The 16,660-nt window shown below is 24.5% G+C and carries 16 protein-coding genes, 1 other RNA gene and 1 pseudogene; 3 read left to right on the top strand and 15 right to left on the bottom strand.

What is annotated here, in order from left to right; genetic code table 4:
* Window positions 1-74: 74 nt before the first annotated feature.
* The 4 genes from AACK92_RS02015 to AACK92_RS02000 are packed head-to-tail and all read right to left on the bottom strand — an operon-like array spanning window position 75 to window position 3,822.
* Window positions 75-1,754: a phospho-sugar mutase gene (locus AACK92_RS02015; RefSeq protein WP_339021486.1), complete on the bottom strand. Its 1,680-nt coding sequence runs from the start codon at window positions 1,752-1,754 to the stop codon at window positions 75-77.
* Between the two features lies 1 nt (window position 1,755).
* The gene (locus AACK92_RS02010) at window positions 1,756-2,376 is read right to left on the bottom strand and encodes a ribonuclease HII (protein ID WP_339021484.1); all 621 of its coding nucleotides are present in this window, start codon (window positions 2,374-2,376) and stop codon (window positions 1,756-1,758) included.
* Window positions 2,370-3,329, bottom strand: a complete 960-nt coding sequence (gene ylqF, locus AACK92_RS02005; RefSeq protein ID WP_339021483.1) for a ribosome biogenesis GTPase YlqF — start codon at window positions 3,327-3,329, stop codon at window positions 2,370-2,372. The genes AACK92_RS02010 and ylqF overlap by 7 nt, the downstream gene beginning before the upstream one ends.
* Before the next feature lie 28 nt (window positions 3,330-3,357).
* A complete protein-coding gene (locus tag AACK92_RS02000) occupies window positions 3,358-3,822 on the bottom strand; it encodes a 23S rRNA (pseudouridine(1915)-N(3))-methyltransferase RlmH (protein WP_339021481.1) in 465 nt (154 codons plus the stop codon).
* Window positions 3,823-3,914: 92 nt separating this feature from the next.
* Between AACK92_RS02000 and AACK92_RS01995 the strand changes: the two genes are divergently transcribed.
* Complete coding sequence (locus AACK92_RS01995) at window positions 3,915-4,823, top strand: hypothetical protein (protein WP_339021479.1); 909 nt, start codon at window positions 3,915-3,917, stop codon at window positions 4,821-4,823.
* Between the two features lie 41 nt (window positions 4,824-4,864).
* Here the strand turns inward: AACK92_RS01995 and AACK92_RS01990 are convergent, their stop codons facing one another.
* The 3 genes from AACK92_RS01990 to rny all read right to left on the bottom strand — a co-directional run bounded on the left by AACK92_RS01990 (window position 4,865) and on the right by rny (window position 8,584).
* Window positions 4,865-5,587: an SDR family oxidoreductase gene (locus AACK92_RS01990; RefSeq protein ID WP_339021477.1), complete on the bottom strand. Its 723-nt coding sequence runs from the start codon at window positions 5,585-5,587 to the stop codon at window positions 4,865-4,867.
* Between the two features lie 65 nt (window positions 5,588-5,652).
* Entirely contained in the window at window positions 5,653-6,996 is a 1,344-nt protein-coding gene (ffh, locus tag AACK92_RS01985; RefSeq protein ID WP_339021475.1) for a signal recognition particle protein, read from the bottom strand.
* Between the two features lie 55 nt (window positions 6,997-7,051).
* Window positions 7,052-8,584, bottom strand: a complete 1,533-nt coding sequence (gene rny / locus AACK92_RS01980) for a ribonuclease Y (protein ID WP_339021474.1) — start codon at window positions 8,582-8,584, stop codon at window positions 7,052-7,054.
* A 143-nt stretch (window positions 8,585-8,727) separates the two neighbouring features.
* On the opposite strand from rny, the gene AACK92_RS01975 reads away from it, so the two are divergent.
* On the top strand, window positions 8,728-10,572 hold the full coding sequence (locus AACK92_RS01975; RefSeq protein WP_339021472.1) for a hypothetical protein: 1,845 nt from the start codon (window positions 8,728-8,730) through the stop codon (window positions 10,570-10,572).
* Window positions 10,573-10,607: 35 nt separating this feature from the next.
* On the opposite strand, the pseudogene recA reads toward AACK92_RS01975, so the two are convergent.
* The 4 genes and pseudogenes from recA to AACK92_RS01955 form a co-directional block, all read right to left on the bottom strand.
* Window positions 10,608-11,645, bottom strand: a pseudogene (gene recA / locus AACK92_RS01970) (recombinase RecA).
* A 45-nt stretch (window positions 11,646-11,690) separates the two neighbouring features.
* Window positions 11,691-12,143 (bottom strand): nicotinamide-nucleotide amidohydrolase family protein, encoded by a 453-nt coding sequence (locus AACK92_RS01965; protein ID WP_339021471.1) that lies wholly within the window; start codon window positions 12,141-12,143, stop codon window positions 11,691-11,693.
* Between the two features lie 34 nt (window positions 12,144-12,177).
* Window positions 12,178-12,528, bottom strand: an RNA gene (rnpB, locus tag AACK92_RS01960) — RNase P RNA component class B.
* A 27-nt stretch (window positions 12,529-12,555) separates the two neighbouring features.
* The gene (locus AACK92_RS01955; RefSeq protein WP_339021469.1) at window positions 12,556-12,885 is read right to left on the bottom strand and encodes a DivIVA domain-containing protein; all 330 of its coding nucleotides are present in this window, start codon (window positions 12,883-12,885) and stop codon (window positions 12,556-12,558) included.
* A gap of 84 nt (window positions 12,886-12,969) precedes the next feature.
* Here AACK92_RS01955 and AACK92_RS01950 point away from each other — a divergent pair, with 84 nt between their 5' ends.
* Window positions 12,970-13,455 carry a Holliday junction resolvase RecU gene (locus tag AACK92_RS01950; RefSeq protein ID WP_339021467.1) on the top strand — a complete coding sequence of 162 codons (486 nt, stop codon included), beginning with the start codon at window positions 12,970-12,972 and terminating at the stop codon, window positions 13,453-13,455.
* Here the strand turns inward: AACK92_RS01950 and AACK92_RS01945 are convergent.
* From AACK92_RS01945 to der, 4 genes are read right to left on the bottom strand one after another with little or no spacing between them, the layout of a single operon-like run.
* Entirely contained in the window at window positions 13,430-13,981 is a 552-nt protein-coding gene (locus tag AACK92_RS01945) for a DnaD family protein (RefSeq protein WP_339021464.1), read from the bottom strand. The two genes, AACK92_RS01950 and AACK92_RS01945, sit on opposite strands and share 26 nt — an antisense overlap.
* 53 nt (window positions 13,982-14,034) lie before the next feature.
* A complete protein-coding gene (locus tag AACK92_RS01940; RefSeq protein WP_339021462.1) occupies window positions 14,035-14,310 on the bottom strand; it encodes an HU family DNA-binding protein in 276 nt (91 codons plus the stop codon).
* 20 nt (window positions 14,311-14,330) lie between these two features.
* Window positions 14,331-15,335 carry an NAD(P)H-dependent glycerol-3-phosphate dehydrogenase gene (locus tag AACK92_RS01935; protein ID WP_339021459.1) on the bottom strand — a complete coding sequence of 335 codons (1,005 nt, stop codon included), beginning with the start codon at window positions 15,333-15,335 and terminating at the stop codon, window positions 14,331-14,333.
* A 4-nt stretch (window positions 15,336-15,339) separates the two neighbouring features.
* Window positions 15,340-16,653, bottom strand: coding sequence for a ribosome biogenesis GTPase Der (gene der / locus AACK92_RS01930; RefSeq protein ID WP_339021457.1), 1,314 nt, complete (start codon window positions 16,651-16,653; stop codon window positions 15,340-15,342).
* Between the last annotated feature and the right edge of the window lie 7 nt (window positions 16,654-16,660).

Genomic DNA, 16,660 nt, shown 5'->3' with positions numbered 1-16,660 from the left:
ATATAATTATATTGTAGTAAAACAAGTTTTTATTTTTAAAATAAAAACTAATACCGTAGTATTATTTTTTTAAATTAAATTTCTAAAAACTCTTTTAAATCTTTAAATATTAAATCACATTTATTTTTAGCTGCTTGTCCTTCTTTGTCAACACAAATAAAGTAAATTTTAATTTTTGGCTCAGTTCCTGAAGGTCTTACTGCAAATCAGCTTCCATCATTAAAGTAAAATTTTATTAAATTTTGACCGGGCATATTGAATAAACCATCAATATAATCTTCTACATAACTTAATTCTAATCCACCTAAAGTTGTGAATTCTTCTTCTCTAAGTTTTTTCATAATTGGCTCTACTTTTGATTTTATTTCTTCAGGTTTAAAATTTAAATTTTCTGTATATGTGTAATAATAACCATATTTTGCATATAAATCATTTAAAACATCAATTAATGTTTTACCTTGTTGTTTATAATATCATGCAGCTTCAACTAACATTACTGTTGCTTGAATACCATCTTTATCTCTTGTTGATGAGTCTAAAACATAACCATAACTTTCTTCATATGCAAATACAAAATTTAAATCTCTTTCTGGTTCTTTTAAAATTTCTGATCCCATTCATTTAAATCCTGTTAAAGTTTTAATTACCTTTACTCCATAAGTTTCATTTGCAATTCTATCACCTAAATCACTTGTAACAAAACTTGAATACATAGCAGGATTTATTGGAGTTAAATCAAATTTTTTCATTTGACTTAATTTTCACTCTATAAATAAAGGACCTGTTTGATTTCCATCAATTCTAATTCACTCTCCATTGTGATTAACAGCACAACCAATTCTATCTGCATCTGGATCTTGAATTATTATAATTGACGCATCTTTATTTTTAACTCCATATTCAAATGGTATTTTTCATGCAGGTTCAAATTCAGGATTTGGATTTCCAACATTTTTAAATGTATAATCTTCAAATGCATGTTCTTTTACTTCAATTACATCATAGCCAAATTTTTTTAATAAAGGAGGTGTGAACTCTGTTCCTGTTCCATTAACAGCAGAATAAATCATTTTAAATCCTTCTCTTGACTTATTTTTATAAAATTGTAAATTTGCAATCATTTCCTTATAATTATTTAAAACTTTTTGAGGAACTACTTCAATAAGTGCTTCATCACTTTTATAATTTCAACTTAATATATCTTGAAATTCTTCCATATATTCAGCAATAATTTTTGTATCTTCATCAATTAATTGACATCCAAATTCATCATAAATCTTATAACCATTATAAATTGCTGGATTATGACTTGCAGTTATTACAATTCCTCCAATTGCATTTAAATCCTTTGTTGCATAAGAAACAACTGGAGTTGGTTTCATTGTATTATTTTTAAACAAATAAGCTTTAATGCCAAAACTTGTTAAAATTTCAGCTGCTAGTTGTGAAAATTCTTTTGAAAACTTTCTATTATCATGGCCAATAACAACTCCTCTAGATAATTCTTCTCCATATTTTGATATTAGAAGTTTTGCATAACTCATTGTTACTTTTTTAATTGTGTATAAATTAAATCTTCCTGGACCTGCTCCAAGTATTCCTCTTATTCCAGCAGTACCAAATTCTAATTGAACATTAAATGCTGCATTTAATTCTTCATCAGTTGCATTTAAAAGCTCTTCTTTTAAACTTTCATTTAAGTGTTTTGAATTAATTCATTCTTGATATATTTCATTACTTTTATTAAAACTCATTTTATTTCTCCTTTAGAAATTTAATTGGTTTATAAGAAAACCTGTGAATACTTAAAGCACCAAATTCTTTTACTTTTTCTTTATGTTCTTTTGTACAATAACCCTTATTTTTTATAAAGTTATACTGTGGATATTCTAAATGAAAATTATTCATTATTCTATCTCTGTACACTTTTGCAATAATACTTGCAGCTCCTATGCTTATACTCAAGTTATCTCCTTTTATAATTTGTAAACATTTATATCGAACTAATTTTATACTTTCTCCATCAATTAAGCAAATATCTGGTTTAACTTTTAAACTTTTAATAGATTCTACCATTCCTATTTGACTTGTTTTTTTTGGATTATATTGATCAACAAATTTTGAATCATATTCACAAATGCTATATGCAATACAATTTTCTTTTATTTCTTCATACAATTCTTCTCTTTGTTTTTCATTTAATAATTTAGAATCCTTTATTTTTGAATTATTATAATCTGGTTTTAAAATAGCTGAAGCAACAACAATTGGGCCTGCCATAGCACCTCTACCTACTTCATCACTTCCTGATATTAAAGTAACTTTATATTGTTGTCGTATATTTTGATCAAATAAATATCTATTATTTTCTATCATTCTACTGTTAAATCACTAACTACTGTTGAATCCAGATCATTTTCTTTAATTGCCTGTTTTGATATTTCCTTTATTTCTATTGGCTTTTCAAAAGAAATTTTTCCAAGATTATTATTAATAATATCGTGAATAAATAATTCAATAACTCTTTCAACATCGGGTATTTCATCAAGAATTATAAACTTATTTCTTTTTGCTATTTCTTCAAAAATAGTAAATGTATCATCATAATTTATTGGTCTTAATACATTCTTATTAATTTTGTAAATATTTTCAATTAACAAAGGATATGAATTATAAATATATCTCATTAATTTTGTTGCCATTCTTTCTTTTGGTATTACATCTAATATAATTGAATTTGTTGCTGCACAATTACAAGCCACAGTTTCATTTTCAAATTTTGCAGGAAGAATTCCAGGAGTATCAATTAAAGTTATGCTATTGTTCATAATAATTCTTTGCATACCTCTAGTTACTCCTGGTTTATTAGCTATTTTTAAACTTTTTCCTTTTGAAAGTTTTGAAATTACTGTAGATTTACCAACGTTTGGTATTCCAACAACAAGAACATTTAATTGAGGATTTTCTATACCTCTACTTTTTTGCTTTAACTGATTTTCTCTTGTCATTTCATTAATAAGTTTTAAAACATCATTGTAAATATTTGCTTGTTTATCTTTTACAATATATGCTTTGTGTCCAGCATTTTTAAAATAATCAGATCATTGATTTGTAATTTCTTTATCAGACAAATCAAACTTTGTCATAATAATTAATCTAGGTCTTTTATTTAGAATTTTTCTAAGTAAAGGATTTTGTGTAGAAAATGGTGCTCTTGCATCTACAATTTCTATAACTAAATCAACTATTGAAATTTTCTCTTCAATTTCTTTAATACTTTTATTCATATGACCTGGAAATCAATTAAAAGTTGATTTTTCGTTAAACATAGGATTTCCTCCTTAGTGATAATATAATCTATTTATGATATTTCTGATTTTTTGATATTTTAAAACCTCTATAAATTTGTTCTAATAAAACTATTCTTACTAAATTATAAGGTAATGTTATTAAACCAAAACTTATTTTGTTTTGATATAAACTTTTAAATTCTTTGCTAAATCCATCACTTGGACCTATTATTAAACAAATATTGCCACCCTTGTAATTTTTATTCTTTTCTAAAAGTTTAGCTATTTCTTCTGAACTGTACTGCTTTGCGTTAATATCTAATAAAAATATTTCAAAGTTTTTCAATTCTTTAAGTTTTGAAAATATAATTTGTTCGTTTTTAATCATATTAGATTTTATATCTACATGTTCAAATTCACTAATTTCTATTATTTCTAGATCACAGTGTTTTTGTATTTTATTAATATAAAATTCATAAGGTTCTTTAAATTCTTTATTTATTTTATTAAAACAAATTAATTTTATTTTCATTTTTTCTCCTAAAACCACTCTTATTATACACTTACAATACTTATTTAAACAAATTTATGATAAAATATATTTATGATTTTGGAGAAGATTTTATGGCAGAAAAAAAGCAATTTCAATCTATTTTAGACTATATACCACAATTTGAAAATATAATTGATGCTCTTATTCCCGATATTCAATTTTCATATTCTGCAATTTTGAATAACTCAACAGTTCAAACTTACTTTAATATGATTTCACTTGAATATTATGGATTTGAATATTATCAACTATTAAAAATGAATAAATTAGAATTTACACTAAATGAAAAAATATTGAACTTAACTATTTTAGAAATGGTATATAATATAATCTTAGAAATAGTTGCAAGAAAATGAAGATATTCAGAATATATTTCATACGATATGTATATCTTGCCTTTACGTATTAAGAAATATACAAAGGCTATGAATTATAAATTTGTAGAATCAGAAACTGCAAATAAAAAACCAATTTGAAAATTAGTAAGTCATTCTACAAGAGTTATTGTTGAAGAAATATCAAATCAATATCACGATAATAGATTAAATAATGTTATTCAACAATTTAGAGCAACATCAAATAAAGATGCAGAAATAAGATTAAATTTATTTAAAAACATTTCTTATTTTATATCTGAAGGTAGTACTGTAATTTATCAAAAATTTGGTAAAGAATTTACAGACTGATATTTAAAAGAAGTTGAAACACTACAAAAATATAAATCTGAAAGTTTATCTGCTAAGGAAAGAAAACACACAGAAAAAGTTATTGAACAAATATTTGATATTTCTATTCTTTCTATATTACTAATGTCAGACGCAATGAAAGATGGGCGTTGAAAAATAATTAAAGAAGCAGAAAAAAGAAGAGAAGAAAAAGAAATTACTAGAAAAACTATCGAAGAGGCAAATAGAAAATTACAAGCTATTTCTCAACAAGAAAAAGAAGTTAAAAAAATTGAAACAAAAAAAGATTTCTAAAGAAATCTTTTTTTGTTTTTTTGTATATAAAATTAAAAATATTATATTGACTGTTTTGTACTACTAATTACTATTTCCTTTAAAGATATTTCTTGAGGCATTTTATACATATAAAAAATAACTTCAGCAACTTGTGAACTTTTAAGACCCTTATCTAAATTTTGTTTTCAATCTTGATAATTTTTAATTACTTCAGAATTAATAGTTCCTTTTGAAAGATTTGTATCAACTAAAGCAGGTTCAATTGTAAGAACTCTTACATTAAATTTTGCCATCTCTTTTCTAGTTTGTTCTGTTATAGCTCTCACTGCAAATTTACTACCATTATAAATTGCTCTATCTTCACTTGTTCATCTTCCTGCTACACTTCCAACATTTATTATTGTTCCTGTATTTCTATTTTTCATATCATTTATAACAATATTAATTCCATTAAGTACACCTTTTACATTTATATCCAACATTTCATTTTGCATTTTTAAATCTAAATTATATATTTTATCTAAATACATAACTCCAGCATTATTTATTATTAAATCTGTTAAACCAAATTTTGCTTCTGCTTGTCTAACTGCTTTTTTAAATTCATCAAAATTTGTAACATCAACTTTAGAAATAATTACATTATCTGATTGAAATTCCTTAAGTATTTCTTCTCTTCTAGCTAAAAGTAAGACTGGATATTTATTTTTAATAAATAATTTAGCTAATTCTTTTCCTATTCCACTTGTTGCTCCTGTTATTACAACTAATTTTTTTTCCATTTTTTAAAATTTCCTTTATCAAAATTATATATTTAAAAATAAAAAAATCTAGAAAAATATCTAGTTTAAAATTTTAACCCACCCATATTAGGCATTTTTCCAGATTTTAATGCTTTAGACATTTCAAGAACTTGTTTTTTACCTTTATCAAATTGATTTAGTAATTCATTAAATTCTTTTTCACTTCTACCTGAACCTTTTAAAATTCTTTGTTTTCTAGTTATAGCTTTTAAAAGTCTAGGTTCTCTTCTTTCTTTTAAAGTCATAGAACTCATTAAGATATTTGCAACTCAAAGTTTTTGTTGTGCTTGATTAATTAGATTTTCATTTATTTTTCCATTTAATCCTGGCATCATTTTCATTATTCCTCCAAGATTTCCCATTTTAGCAACTTGTTCCATTTGATTTTTTAAATCTTCTAAATCAAATTGACCAGCAAACATTCTTTTCATGGTTTTTTCCATTGTTCTTTGATCAATAACATCTGCTGCTTTTTCAAATAAAGTTTCAACATCACCCATTCCAAGAATTCTATCTGCAATTCTTTTTGGATGAAATTCAGCAAGAGCAGAAATGCCTTCACCTTCACCAATAAATTTAATTGGTAATTTTGTTATATCTGTAATTGATAATGTTGCTCCTCCTCGAGCATCACCATCAAGTTTTGTAACAATTACTCCAGTTAATTTTAATAAATTATTAAATTCTTGTGAAACATTTATTATGTCTTGCCCTGTCATACCATCAACTGTAAGAATTATTTCTTGAGGAGAAACAGCTTTTCTAATATCATTTAGTTCTTTCATTAATTCTTTGTCTATTTGTAAACGACCAGCAGTATCTAAAATTATTACTTCATATCCATTTTTTTGTCCATAATCAATTGCTTGTTTAGCAGTTTTAATTGGATCTTGTTTTCCTTGTTCGAAAACATCCAAATTATTTTTTTGAGCTAATTCAACTAATTGGTCAATAGCTCCAGGTCTATAAATATCTAAAGCAACCATTAAAGTTTTCTTTTTATTTTTTTTAGAAATTAAATGAGAAAGTTTTCCTACTGTTGTAGTTTTACCAGCTCCTTGTAATCCAACCATCATTATAATTGAAGGTTTTTTATCAATTTCTAAAGGTTTATTTGTTTTTCCTAAAATATCAACTAGTTCTTTATGAACTATTTTGATCATTTGTTGATCTGCTCTAACTCCTTGTTCAATAAAAACTCCTTCAGATTTTTTTTCTACATTAGCTATAAATCTTTTAACAACATCTACGTTAACGTCAGCTTCTAAAAGAGCTAATCTAATTTCTCTTAATACTTCTTTTACATTTTCACTATTTAAAGTACTTTTCTTTAAGTTCTTTTCAATAGATTTTTTCATTTTATTTGCTAAAAAATCTCTAAATCCCATATGTTTCACTCCAATCACAAATAATTATAACAAAAAACACCTTTTTCTTGGTGTTTTATAATATAATAATTTCACGTTTTTCTCGAATAATTGTAATATAAATATCTCCAGGAGTTTTATTAATTTTTTGAATTTCTTCTTTTATTTTAAAAGAAAGTTTTTTCATACTGTAATCATCAATAATGTTTGGATTTACCATTACTCTTATTTCTCTTCCTGATTTTAAAACATAGGCTTTTAATACTCCATTTTGTTTTAAACAAATATCTTCTAAATTTTTCATTCTTATAAAATAATCTTCTGAATCATTATTTCTTGCTCCTGGTCTTGCTGCACTTATTGCATCAGCAATAGCAATTATTTCAGCATAATAGGTATTTTTTTCTACATCATTGTGGTGAGATTCAACAACATTAATAATTATATTATCCATATTATACTTTTTAAGTATATTTACACCTAATGTAACATGACTTCCTTCTTTTTCAAAATCCACAGCTTTCCCTATGTCATGTAAAAGTCCTGATTTAAGAGCTATTTTTTCATCTAAATTAATTTGTTTAGCAATATTTTTTGCAATAGTAGCAACCTCAATTGAATGTTGTAAAACATTTTGACCATAACTATGTCTGAATTTTAATTTTCCTAGCATTGTAATTATTTCAATTGGAAAATCATCTATTTTTAGATCTTCTAATATATTTAACCCAATCTCATAACAATGTTTTTCTAATTTTTCTTCTTGCAAAATTAATTGCTCTTCAATAGTTGCAGGGTGAATTCTTGCTGATTTTAAAAGTTCTTGCAAGGTTAAATAAGCAATTTCTCTTCTAATTGGATTAAAAGATGAAATAGTTATTCTATTTGGTGTATCATCTATAATTATGTCAACTCCACCATATGATTGAAAAGTTTTAATATTTCTTCCTTCTTTACCAATTATTTTTCCTTTTCAAGAATCATTTTCAAGTTCAAAAAAAGTTGTGTTTTTTTCTGAGGTAATTTCAATATGAATACTTTGCATTGCTTCTATTAAAATTTTAGAAGCTTTCATTTGAGAATTTCTAATTAAATTTTCTTCATAATTTTTGATTTTTTTTGAAAAATCACTCAAATATTTTTTTTCTATTAAACTAAATATTTCATTTTTAATTTCTTCTTCAGTTAAATTTGAAATATTCTCTAATAACAATAATATTTTTTTTCTTTCAATTTCAAGTTCTTTTATTTTTTTATTAAGATTAATTTTATCTTCAATTATAAATTCTTCTTTTTTAGTTAAATCATTTAATTCTTCATAAATTTTTAATTGCTTTACTTTTAAATCATTTTCCTCTAAAAGAATTTTTTCTTGAATATATTTAATTTCATTTTCAGCATTTAATTTAATAAAGTCTGCTTCAGCTTTTGCCTCTGCTATTATATTCATTTTAATTTTTTTAGCTTCGCCTTTTATTTTTTGTAAAATATATTTGCGACGGCGAGATTTAACTAAATAAACTATAAAGCCAATAGTTATACTTAAAAATAATATTAATATAGTTAAAACCGCAATATATATGTTTTCTTCTAAATTTGTAACTAGCATTGTTTCTCCAATCCTAGAAAGCGTGGTGTTGCATTTACAACAATATTATTTTACAATAATTAGGTTTATTTATAAATACTATTTATTATAAATAAACTTAATGACAACTTGAGTTTTAAAAAAATTAGAAAGAAGTAAATAACATGAAAGGTATATTCAAAGGTTATTGAATTGAGTTATCTTCAAGAGTTCTTTCATCAAAAAAAAGGTTGATTAAATTTTTTGGTATTGCAATAATACCTATTATTTATGCTATTACTTGTATTTTAGGATTTTGAAATCCTATTGATAATCTTGGAAAAGCACCTATTGCGATAATGAATGAAGATAATACAGTTTGAATTTATAAGAAACCAGGAACAATTTTAAAACAATATGAACTTGGAGTTCTAAGAGATGAAAATAATGATGCTTTAACTACAAAAAATACATCAACTATAGAAGAAGCTATTAAAAAAGCAGAAATATCTGAAGAATCTAATAAATTAAGAACAAATACAGGAAATTATTTAAAACCTAAGGAAGGTTTTAAAGATTATATTATGCCAATAAATATTTGAGATCTTTTAAAATCAAATTTAACTGCAAAAAAACAAGGAGTTGAAGATGAGAAAAATATTTTTAGTTCAAATGAAATAAAAGAAGGAATGTCACTTACAAATATCCACTATATTTCTTCTAAAGAAGAAATTAACAAAAAATGAAAAGGCAAAAAATATTATGTTGACTTAAAATTAAATACAGGAACATTAGAATATTTAGTATATAAAATAGGAACTTTTTTAAAATTTGATTCTAATTTAGTACCTTCTCCTAAAGTAAAAATGGATCTTTGAACAACTTATGAAAGAAACTTTATATTTGGCTATTATATGAAAAGTATTTATGAATATAGAGCTTCAATTGTATTAAAAATAATTGATAAATTATTTGATGAAAAAGCAGCTGAAGCAATTAAAAATGAAATAAAAGAAACAAAAAATAATCAAAACAATTATCTTCAAAAAAGTTGACGAGAAGAATTAATATTGGCTATTATTAAATACATTTATAGTAATTCAAAAGAAGAGCTAAATATGATTAATTTTGATCAACAAGGTGCTAGAAATGGAATATATGGAATTGGTCTTGGTGAATTTTTTATATGTATAGGACTATTTGTTGGAACGTTTATGCAAACTTTTATATATGATAGAGGAAAACGAAGTCATAATTTATCAGCTAAGAAATGGTTTATTACAAAAACGATGTTAATGTATACAACAGGTATAATTCAAGTTAGTTTACTTGTTGCTGTACTATCTTTAACTGGATATTCAGCAATTGGTTCTGCAGCATTATTTTCACTATGATTATGATTACTCTATATAGAATTAATATTTGTTATTACAATTCAGGCTTTATGATTTGCATTTACAGATGAAATGGTTTCCAAATTTTTAGTTATTATTTATTTAGTTATAAATATTGCTGCAGGTTCTGGAACATTTCCAAGTTTTATGCAATTTGATTTTTTCTATGGAATAAGTTTCTTATCAGAATATAGATTTTCAATTCAAGGTATAGGTTCAATTATATTTGGAATTGGAGAAAACGGATTTAACAGTTCAGATACACTTTATTTGTTAAAACAAGCAGGAATTTTAGCAATATTTGCAGTATTTATGTATAGTTTGGGTTTATTATTAAGTACTCAAAGAAATAAAGAAATTAGATTTGGTTCTTATAAAGGAAAACAAGTTTTAAGAGCATTTGAAGAACTAAACATGAAAACAGAAACAGAACAATTTAAAAAACAAAATAAAAAAGGATATAATTGAAATAAAATGCAAAAAAAATATTATCCAGAAGTTATTTTAAAAGTTAGAGAATTATATCCGTTTGAAGGGCAATTTAAATGATATAAAAAAATGCAAAAAAATGAGGTTTTAAAACCAAGTGTTACAGATGAAGAAACAATTAGTAGAAACGATTCAGTAGAAGTTTAAAGAATAAAAAAAATCGAAATTAATTTCGATTTTTTTTATTCTATACAGTCTTTTAATTTATTTTGAATTTCCTCATATTTATCAGGATTATTAATAAATCATTCTCTTACAATTTCTTTTCCCTGTACTATTTTTTCTTCACCATAAGAATATCAAACTACTGCTTTTGTTAAAATATTATAAATTGTTGCCATTTCAATAACTTCTAAATCTTTTTCTACACCTTTATTATATGCAATTGTTATTTGACAAGTTTTAAAAGGTGGAGAAACTTTATTTTTAACTACTTTTATTTTTACTTTATTTGCAGTTGCTTCTCCATTTATAGAAATAGTTTCACCTTTTCTCACTTTAAGTCTTAAAGAGAAATAAAATCTTAAAGCTCTACCTCCAGGAGTAATTTCTGGATTTCCAAAAATTACTCCTACTTTTTCTCTTAATTGATTAATAAAAATAATAGTTGTATTTGTTTTTGAAACAATACCATTTAACTTTCTTAAAGCTTTAGACATTAATCTTGCTTGCAAACCAATTTGTTGATCTGACATTTCCCCATCTAATTAAGCTTTTGGAACAAGAGCTGCAACTGAATCAACAACTACAATATCTATTGTATTTGATTTAACCAACATTTCTAAAATATCTAAAGCTTGCTCACCTGAATCTGGTTGAGCCACAACAAGATTTTTTATATCTACACCAATGTTTTGTGCATATCTTGGGTCTAAAGCATGTTCTGCATCTATAAATGCAGCTCTTCCGTTATTTTTTTGTGACTCACAAATTGCATGTAAAGAAAGTGTATTTTTACCACTGAATTCTAGACCATATATTTCTATAATTCTACCTTTTGGATAACCTCCAACTCCAATTGCTCTATCTAATAAAAAACTCCCACTTGGAATTACATCAATTGCTGAATTTACAGTATCACCAAGTTTCATAATTGAACCTTTTCCAAAATTTTTTTCTATATCTTTTAAGACACTTTTAAAAGCCGGATCATCATAAATATTATTATTCATATTTAAAAGCACCTCATTTTTATTTTCTTCTAATGTTTTTTCTATCATAATTTTCCTCCTCATTTGTCATAATCGACAAATATAAGAAAAAAATTATAGTTCTAATAACTTATTTATAACAAAATTACAAGCTCTTTTTTTATATTCTTTTCTTGAAATATCTTCTAAAACTTTAAATTCATATGTATATATTTTTTCTTTAATTTTAAAACCAACATAACTTAATCCAGATAAAGGATTATCATCAATTGGAGTTGAAAAACCAGTAAAACCAAAGACAATATCTGTTTTTAATATTTCTTGTTTTTTAGATAACATTAAATTTAAAGTTTCTAAAGAAACCGCACTATATTTTTTAATTATTTCTATATCAATTTGCAAAATTTGTGATTTAAATTCATCAGTATAACAAACAAATCCTCCTTTAAAGTAATTACTTGATCCTGATAAATTTGTTATTTCATTTGCAAAATATCCACCTGAAAATGATTCACAGCTAGATATTGTTAAATTATTTAATTTTAAATATTCAAATAATTTTTTCATATACAAATCCTTAAAAAATATAGTGAAATTAAATCATCATAACCCACGTTTTGTAACACTTTCGTGTATCAACTATCTATCTATTGCATATGCAATCCCAAAGGTTTGTTGAATTCCTCACCCTTAAGCTCCTCTACCAAAATTTGAGTTTCTTGCTTGTGGAGTTTACCCGTTCCATTTCACTATTTCTAGTTAATCGTCTCTGTGGCACTTTAAAAAGCTTATCATAGGTATAAATACCCTTAGACTTTACTTAAGTCGTTACCAATAAAATTGGTACATAGAGTTATTTTTTCCTCTAGCACAATCACTACATTCATCTCAGAATGTGCAAGCGTGGAGTTTCCTCTATATTATTTTACAAATATAGCAGTTGATTCAGATTTAATCTCAATCTTTATTTTATACCAAATTATTTATTATATGTATCTTTTTCTAAATTAGAGATTCTTTTAATAAGATCTGAACTATTAAGTCCTTTTCTTGCTAATTCTTCAATTTGATTTTCTGTAAGTTTTAAGTTAGCAAGTGTATGTTTTAAATCATTGGTTACTCTCTTAACTTCTTCTTCTAAAAGAGCTATTTTTTCATCTTTTTTAATTTCTCTATCTAAAAATGTTTTATAATCTTCTGCAATCATATCTAAAAAAGAGTCAACTTCTTCTACTTTATAACCTTTATATTCTACTTCAAAGTCTTTATCTAAAATATCTTGTTTTGATAATTTAATATAATCTGCCATTTTCTTAGTCCCCTATTTAGTCTTATTGTATCTTATTTTATAATTTTTTGTAAATATATTACGATTAATAAATTAGGTGATAATATGATTATTAAAAATAAAGGAATGTATTTAGAAACAATTATAAATAACAGTATTAATTTATTAGACTCATCAAATGGTTTTATATACAAGATGCCTATAAATAACAATATTATTTCTATTGAAAACAATATAGTTACAGCTAGATTAAATAAAAACTATTTTTGTGATTATATAGGTCTTTGAAATGAAATTTATATTGAATTTGAAGCTAAAGAAAAAGAAAAGGATTTTTTTAACTTAAATAATATTAAAAAACATCAAATAGAAAAATTAAATTTAGTTAATAAAAATAATGGTTCTGGATTTATTTTAGTTTATTTTCATTTATATGAAAAGTTATTTTTTTTACATATAAATGAAATAAGAAAAGCTGAAAATAAAAAAATATCCTACAAATACTTCAAAGATAATTTCTTTGAAATAAATTTTTCAGGTATTAAATTTGATTTTAATCAAATTTTTAATCATTTAATCAGTTATACATAGTAATTTTTACTGATGTTTTTTTAGATTGCTCTTCTAACTTCTTAAATAGATCATTTATATTATTAATTTTATATTCATCAATTATTGACATAATTTTTGGTTTTGAAATACCTAATTCAATGAAATTCTCAATTTTTTCTATTTCCTGTTTATTAAGTTCATAATTAAAAATTTTTTCAATAAAATTATAAGTATTATCATTTTTTAATTTAGAGTGTTTTTCTTCCACTTCTACAAGTAGTCTATTAAATAATGGTGTGAGATCAAGAATAGTTTTTTTGCCTTTTTGTTCAAGTTTAATAATTCTATTCTTTAATAATTCTGAAATTTCTTTCTCTATTTCTTCTTTGGAAATCATCATATGCTGAGCAATTTGTAATGGTGTAAAGTTTTTTTGATCATCATTTGATAATTCCATAATAATTAATAGAATAGCTAACTGGTTTTCATTAATTTTAATTTTAGAGTAATTTAAAATTAAAAGAGCTTTTTTACTTATTAAGCCTATTTTAAATAATTCAAACATTTTTCTTCAAAATTAAAACTTGCTTTTAGCAAGTTTTTTTTAAAATACTTTTATTATTTAGCAACTGCTTCTTTTAATTGTTTAGCTACTTTAAATTTAGCAACTGTTGTTGCTGCAATTTTAATTTTTGCTCCAGTAGCTGGGTTAACACCTTCACGTGCTGCTCTTTCAGAAGTAACAAATTTTCCAAACCCTGCTAAAGCAACTTCTTCTTTTTTAACTAATGCACTTGATATTTCATCAAATACAAAATTAATCATTCTTTCTGATTCAGCTTTTGTACTACCAAACTCTGTTAATAATTTTTCAGATAAATCTTTTTTTGTCATGGTTTATACACCCCTTATATCTATACTACCTTAGCGTGTTTGAAAAAATCATTAACTAACCCACTAGGCTTATAATTATTGTATAGTATTTTATATAGTATTTCAAACATTGAAGTATTAATTTTATACTTTTTAGAAATTTCATATCCTAGTTTACAAGATAAAACCCCTTCAACAGTATGTTTATGTGAAGTAAGTATTTTTTTTGCATCATCATTTTCTGCAATCTGTACACCTAATGAAAAATTTCTTGATTTTATAGATGAAGCAGTTAAAATAAGATCTCCAAGTGTAGCAAAATTCATAAATGTCTCAATTTTTGCTCCAAAGTGCTTTGCAATACTATAAATTTCTGCATTTCCAATAGTAATTAAAGATGCTTTTGCATTATCTGCAGCTGAAAAACCATGTAAAATCCCTGTTGCAATAGCTACTGCATTTTTTAAGGCAGCTGCAATTTCACAACCAATAATATCTGTAGAAACTTTAACAATAAAATACTCATTTGAAAAAATATTTGCCATATATTTTGCTATTTCTTCATCTTCATTACAACTCATGACACAAGTTGGTTTTCTCATAATAACTTCTATTGCAACTGATGGTCCATAAATAGCTCCATAAGATTTCATAACTCCTGTACCTTCAAACTTTTTTTTAATTTTTTTACTTAATACATCTAAGTTTTCTTCATCTAATCCTTTTGCAACATTTATAATATGCATTTCATGCTTACCATATTTAATTATATTTTCAATTCCATTATCCAATGCAAATGTAGGAACACTTAAAATTACAATATTAGCTTTTTCCATAGCAACTGCAAAATCTGTTGTTGCTTTTATATTTGAATTTATTAATAAGTCCTTAAAAAACATTGAATTTAAATGATTATTATTAATATCGTCAACTTGTGACTCTTCAATACCATACATTAATACGTCATGACCATTATCAGCTAAAACATTTGCTAATACTGTTCCATACGCTCCTGTACCTATTATTGATATTCTTTCTTTTATCATTTTATTATTTCCTTTCCCTAAAAATTATTGTAATTGGTACACCACTAAAATCAAATTGTGAGCGAATTTGATTTTCTAAAAATCTTTTATATGAAAAATGTACAAATTCTGGATTATTTACAAACAAAACAAAAGTAGGAAGATAAGCTTCTACTTGAGAAGCATAAAATATTTTTAATCTTCCTCCATTATGATTTGGAGCTGGGTTTATCAACTGTGCTTTATTAAAAATTTCATTTAATAAACTTGTTCGAATTCTTTTTTTAATATTCTTTTGAACTAAATCAACAACATCAAAAATTTTATTTACTCTTTTATGCTCTTTTGCTGATAAAAATAGCACTTTAGCATAATTTAAATACTTGAAGTAAGCTTTTATTTCTTCTTCTTTCTTTTTCATTGTATTAGTATCTTTATTAGAAATTAAATCCCATTTATTGCCAATAATTATTATAGGTTTATTTTCTTCAAAAGCAACTCCACCAATATTTGTATCATGATCTGCTACTTTCTCACTTGAATCTAAAACTAAAAGCACAATATCTGCTTTATTAATACTGCTAATAGATCTAAAATAACTATATTTTTCAAGATTTTCATAGATTTTACCTTTTTTTCTCATACCAGCAGTATCTATAATTGTATATTCATTACCATTATATTTAATTTTACTATCAACTGCATCAATTGTTGTTCCTGCAATATCTGAAACTATCATTCTTTCTTCTCCAACAAGAGCATTTACTAAACTTGACTTACCAACATTTGGTCTTCCAACAATTGCTAATTTTAATTCTTCATTTTCATGATTTTCATTAAATTTAGGCATACTTTCAATTACTTTATCCAATAAATCTCCAATTCCAATACCATGTGTTGAAGAAATTAAGCAAGGCTCTCCAAAACCTAAAGTCATAAAAGTAAAAGACTCATCAAATTGTTCCTTTTTATCATATTTATTTACAGCTAATATAATTGGTTTTTGAGTTTTATAAAGAATTTTGGCAACCATTTCATCTTCTTGAGTAATCCCATCTTTAAAATTAATTACAAAAATAATTACATCTGCTTCTTTAATAGCTATTTCAGCTTGCATTTTTATTTCCTTTGAAAAAGGACTATCTTGTAAAGTTATTCCTCCAGTATCAACAACAATAAAAGGCAGTGTTAATCACTCTGCTTTTCCATACATTCTATCTCTTGTTACACCAGGTTTATCTTCAACTATAGCTTTTTTTTCTCTAATTATTCTATTAAATAGTGTAGATTTACCAACATTTGGTCTTCCAACAACTGCCACAATTCCTTTTCTTGCCATATTTCTA

The sequence above is a fragment of the Spiroplasma endosymbiont of Atherix ibis genome (genome assembly GCF_964020005.1).
Lineage (GTDB): Bacteria > Bacillota_I > Bacilli_A > Mycoplasmatales > Mycoplasmataceae > Spiroplasma_A.
The sequence above is the reverse complement of the archived record's forward strand: the minus strand, read 5'-3'. Positions and strand labels throughout refer to the sequence as shown.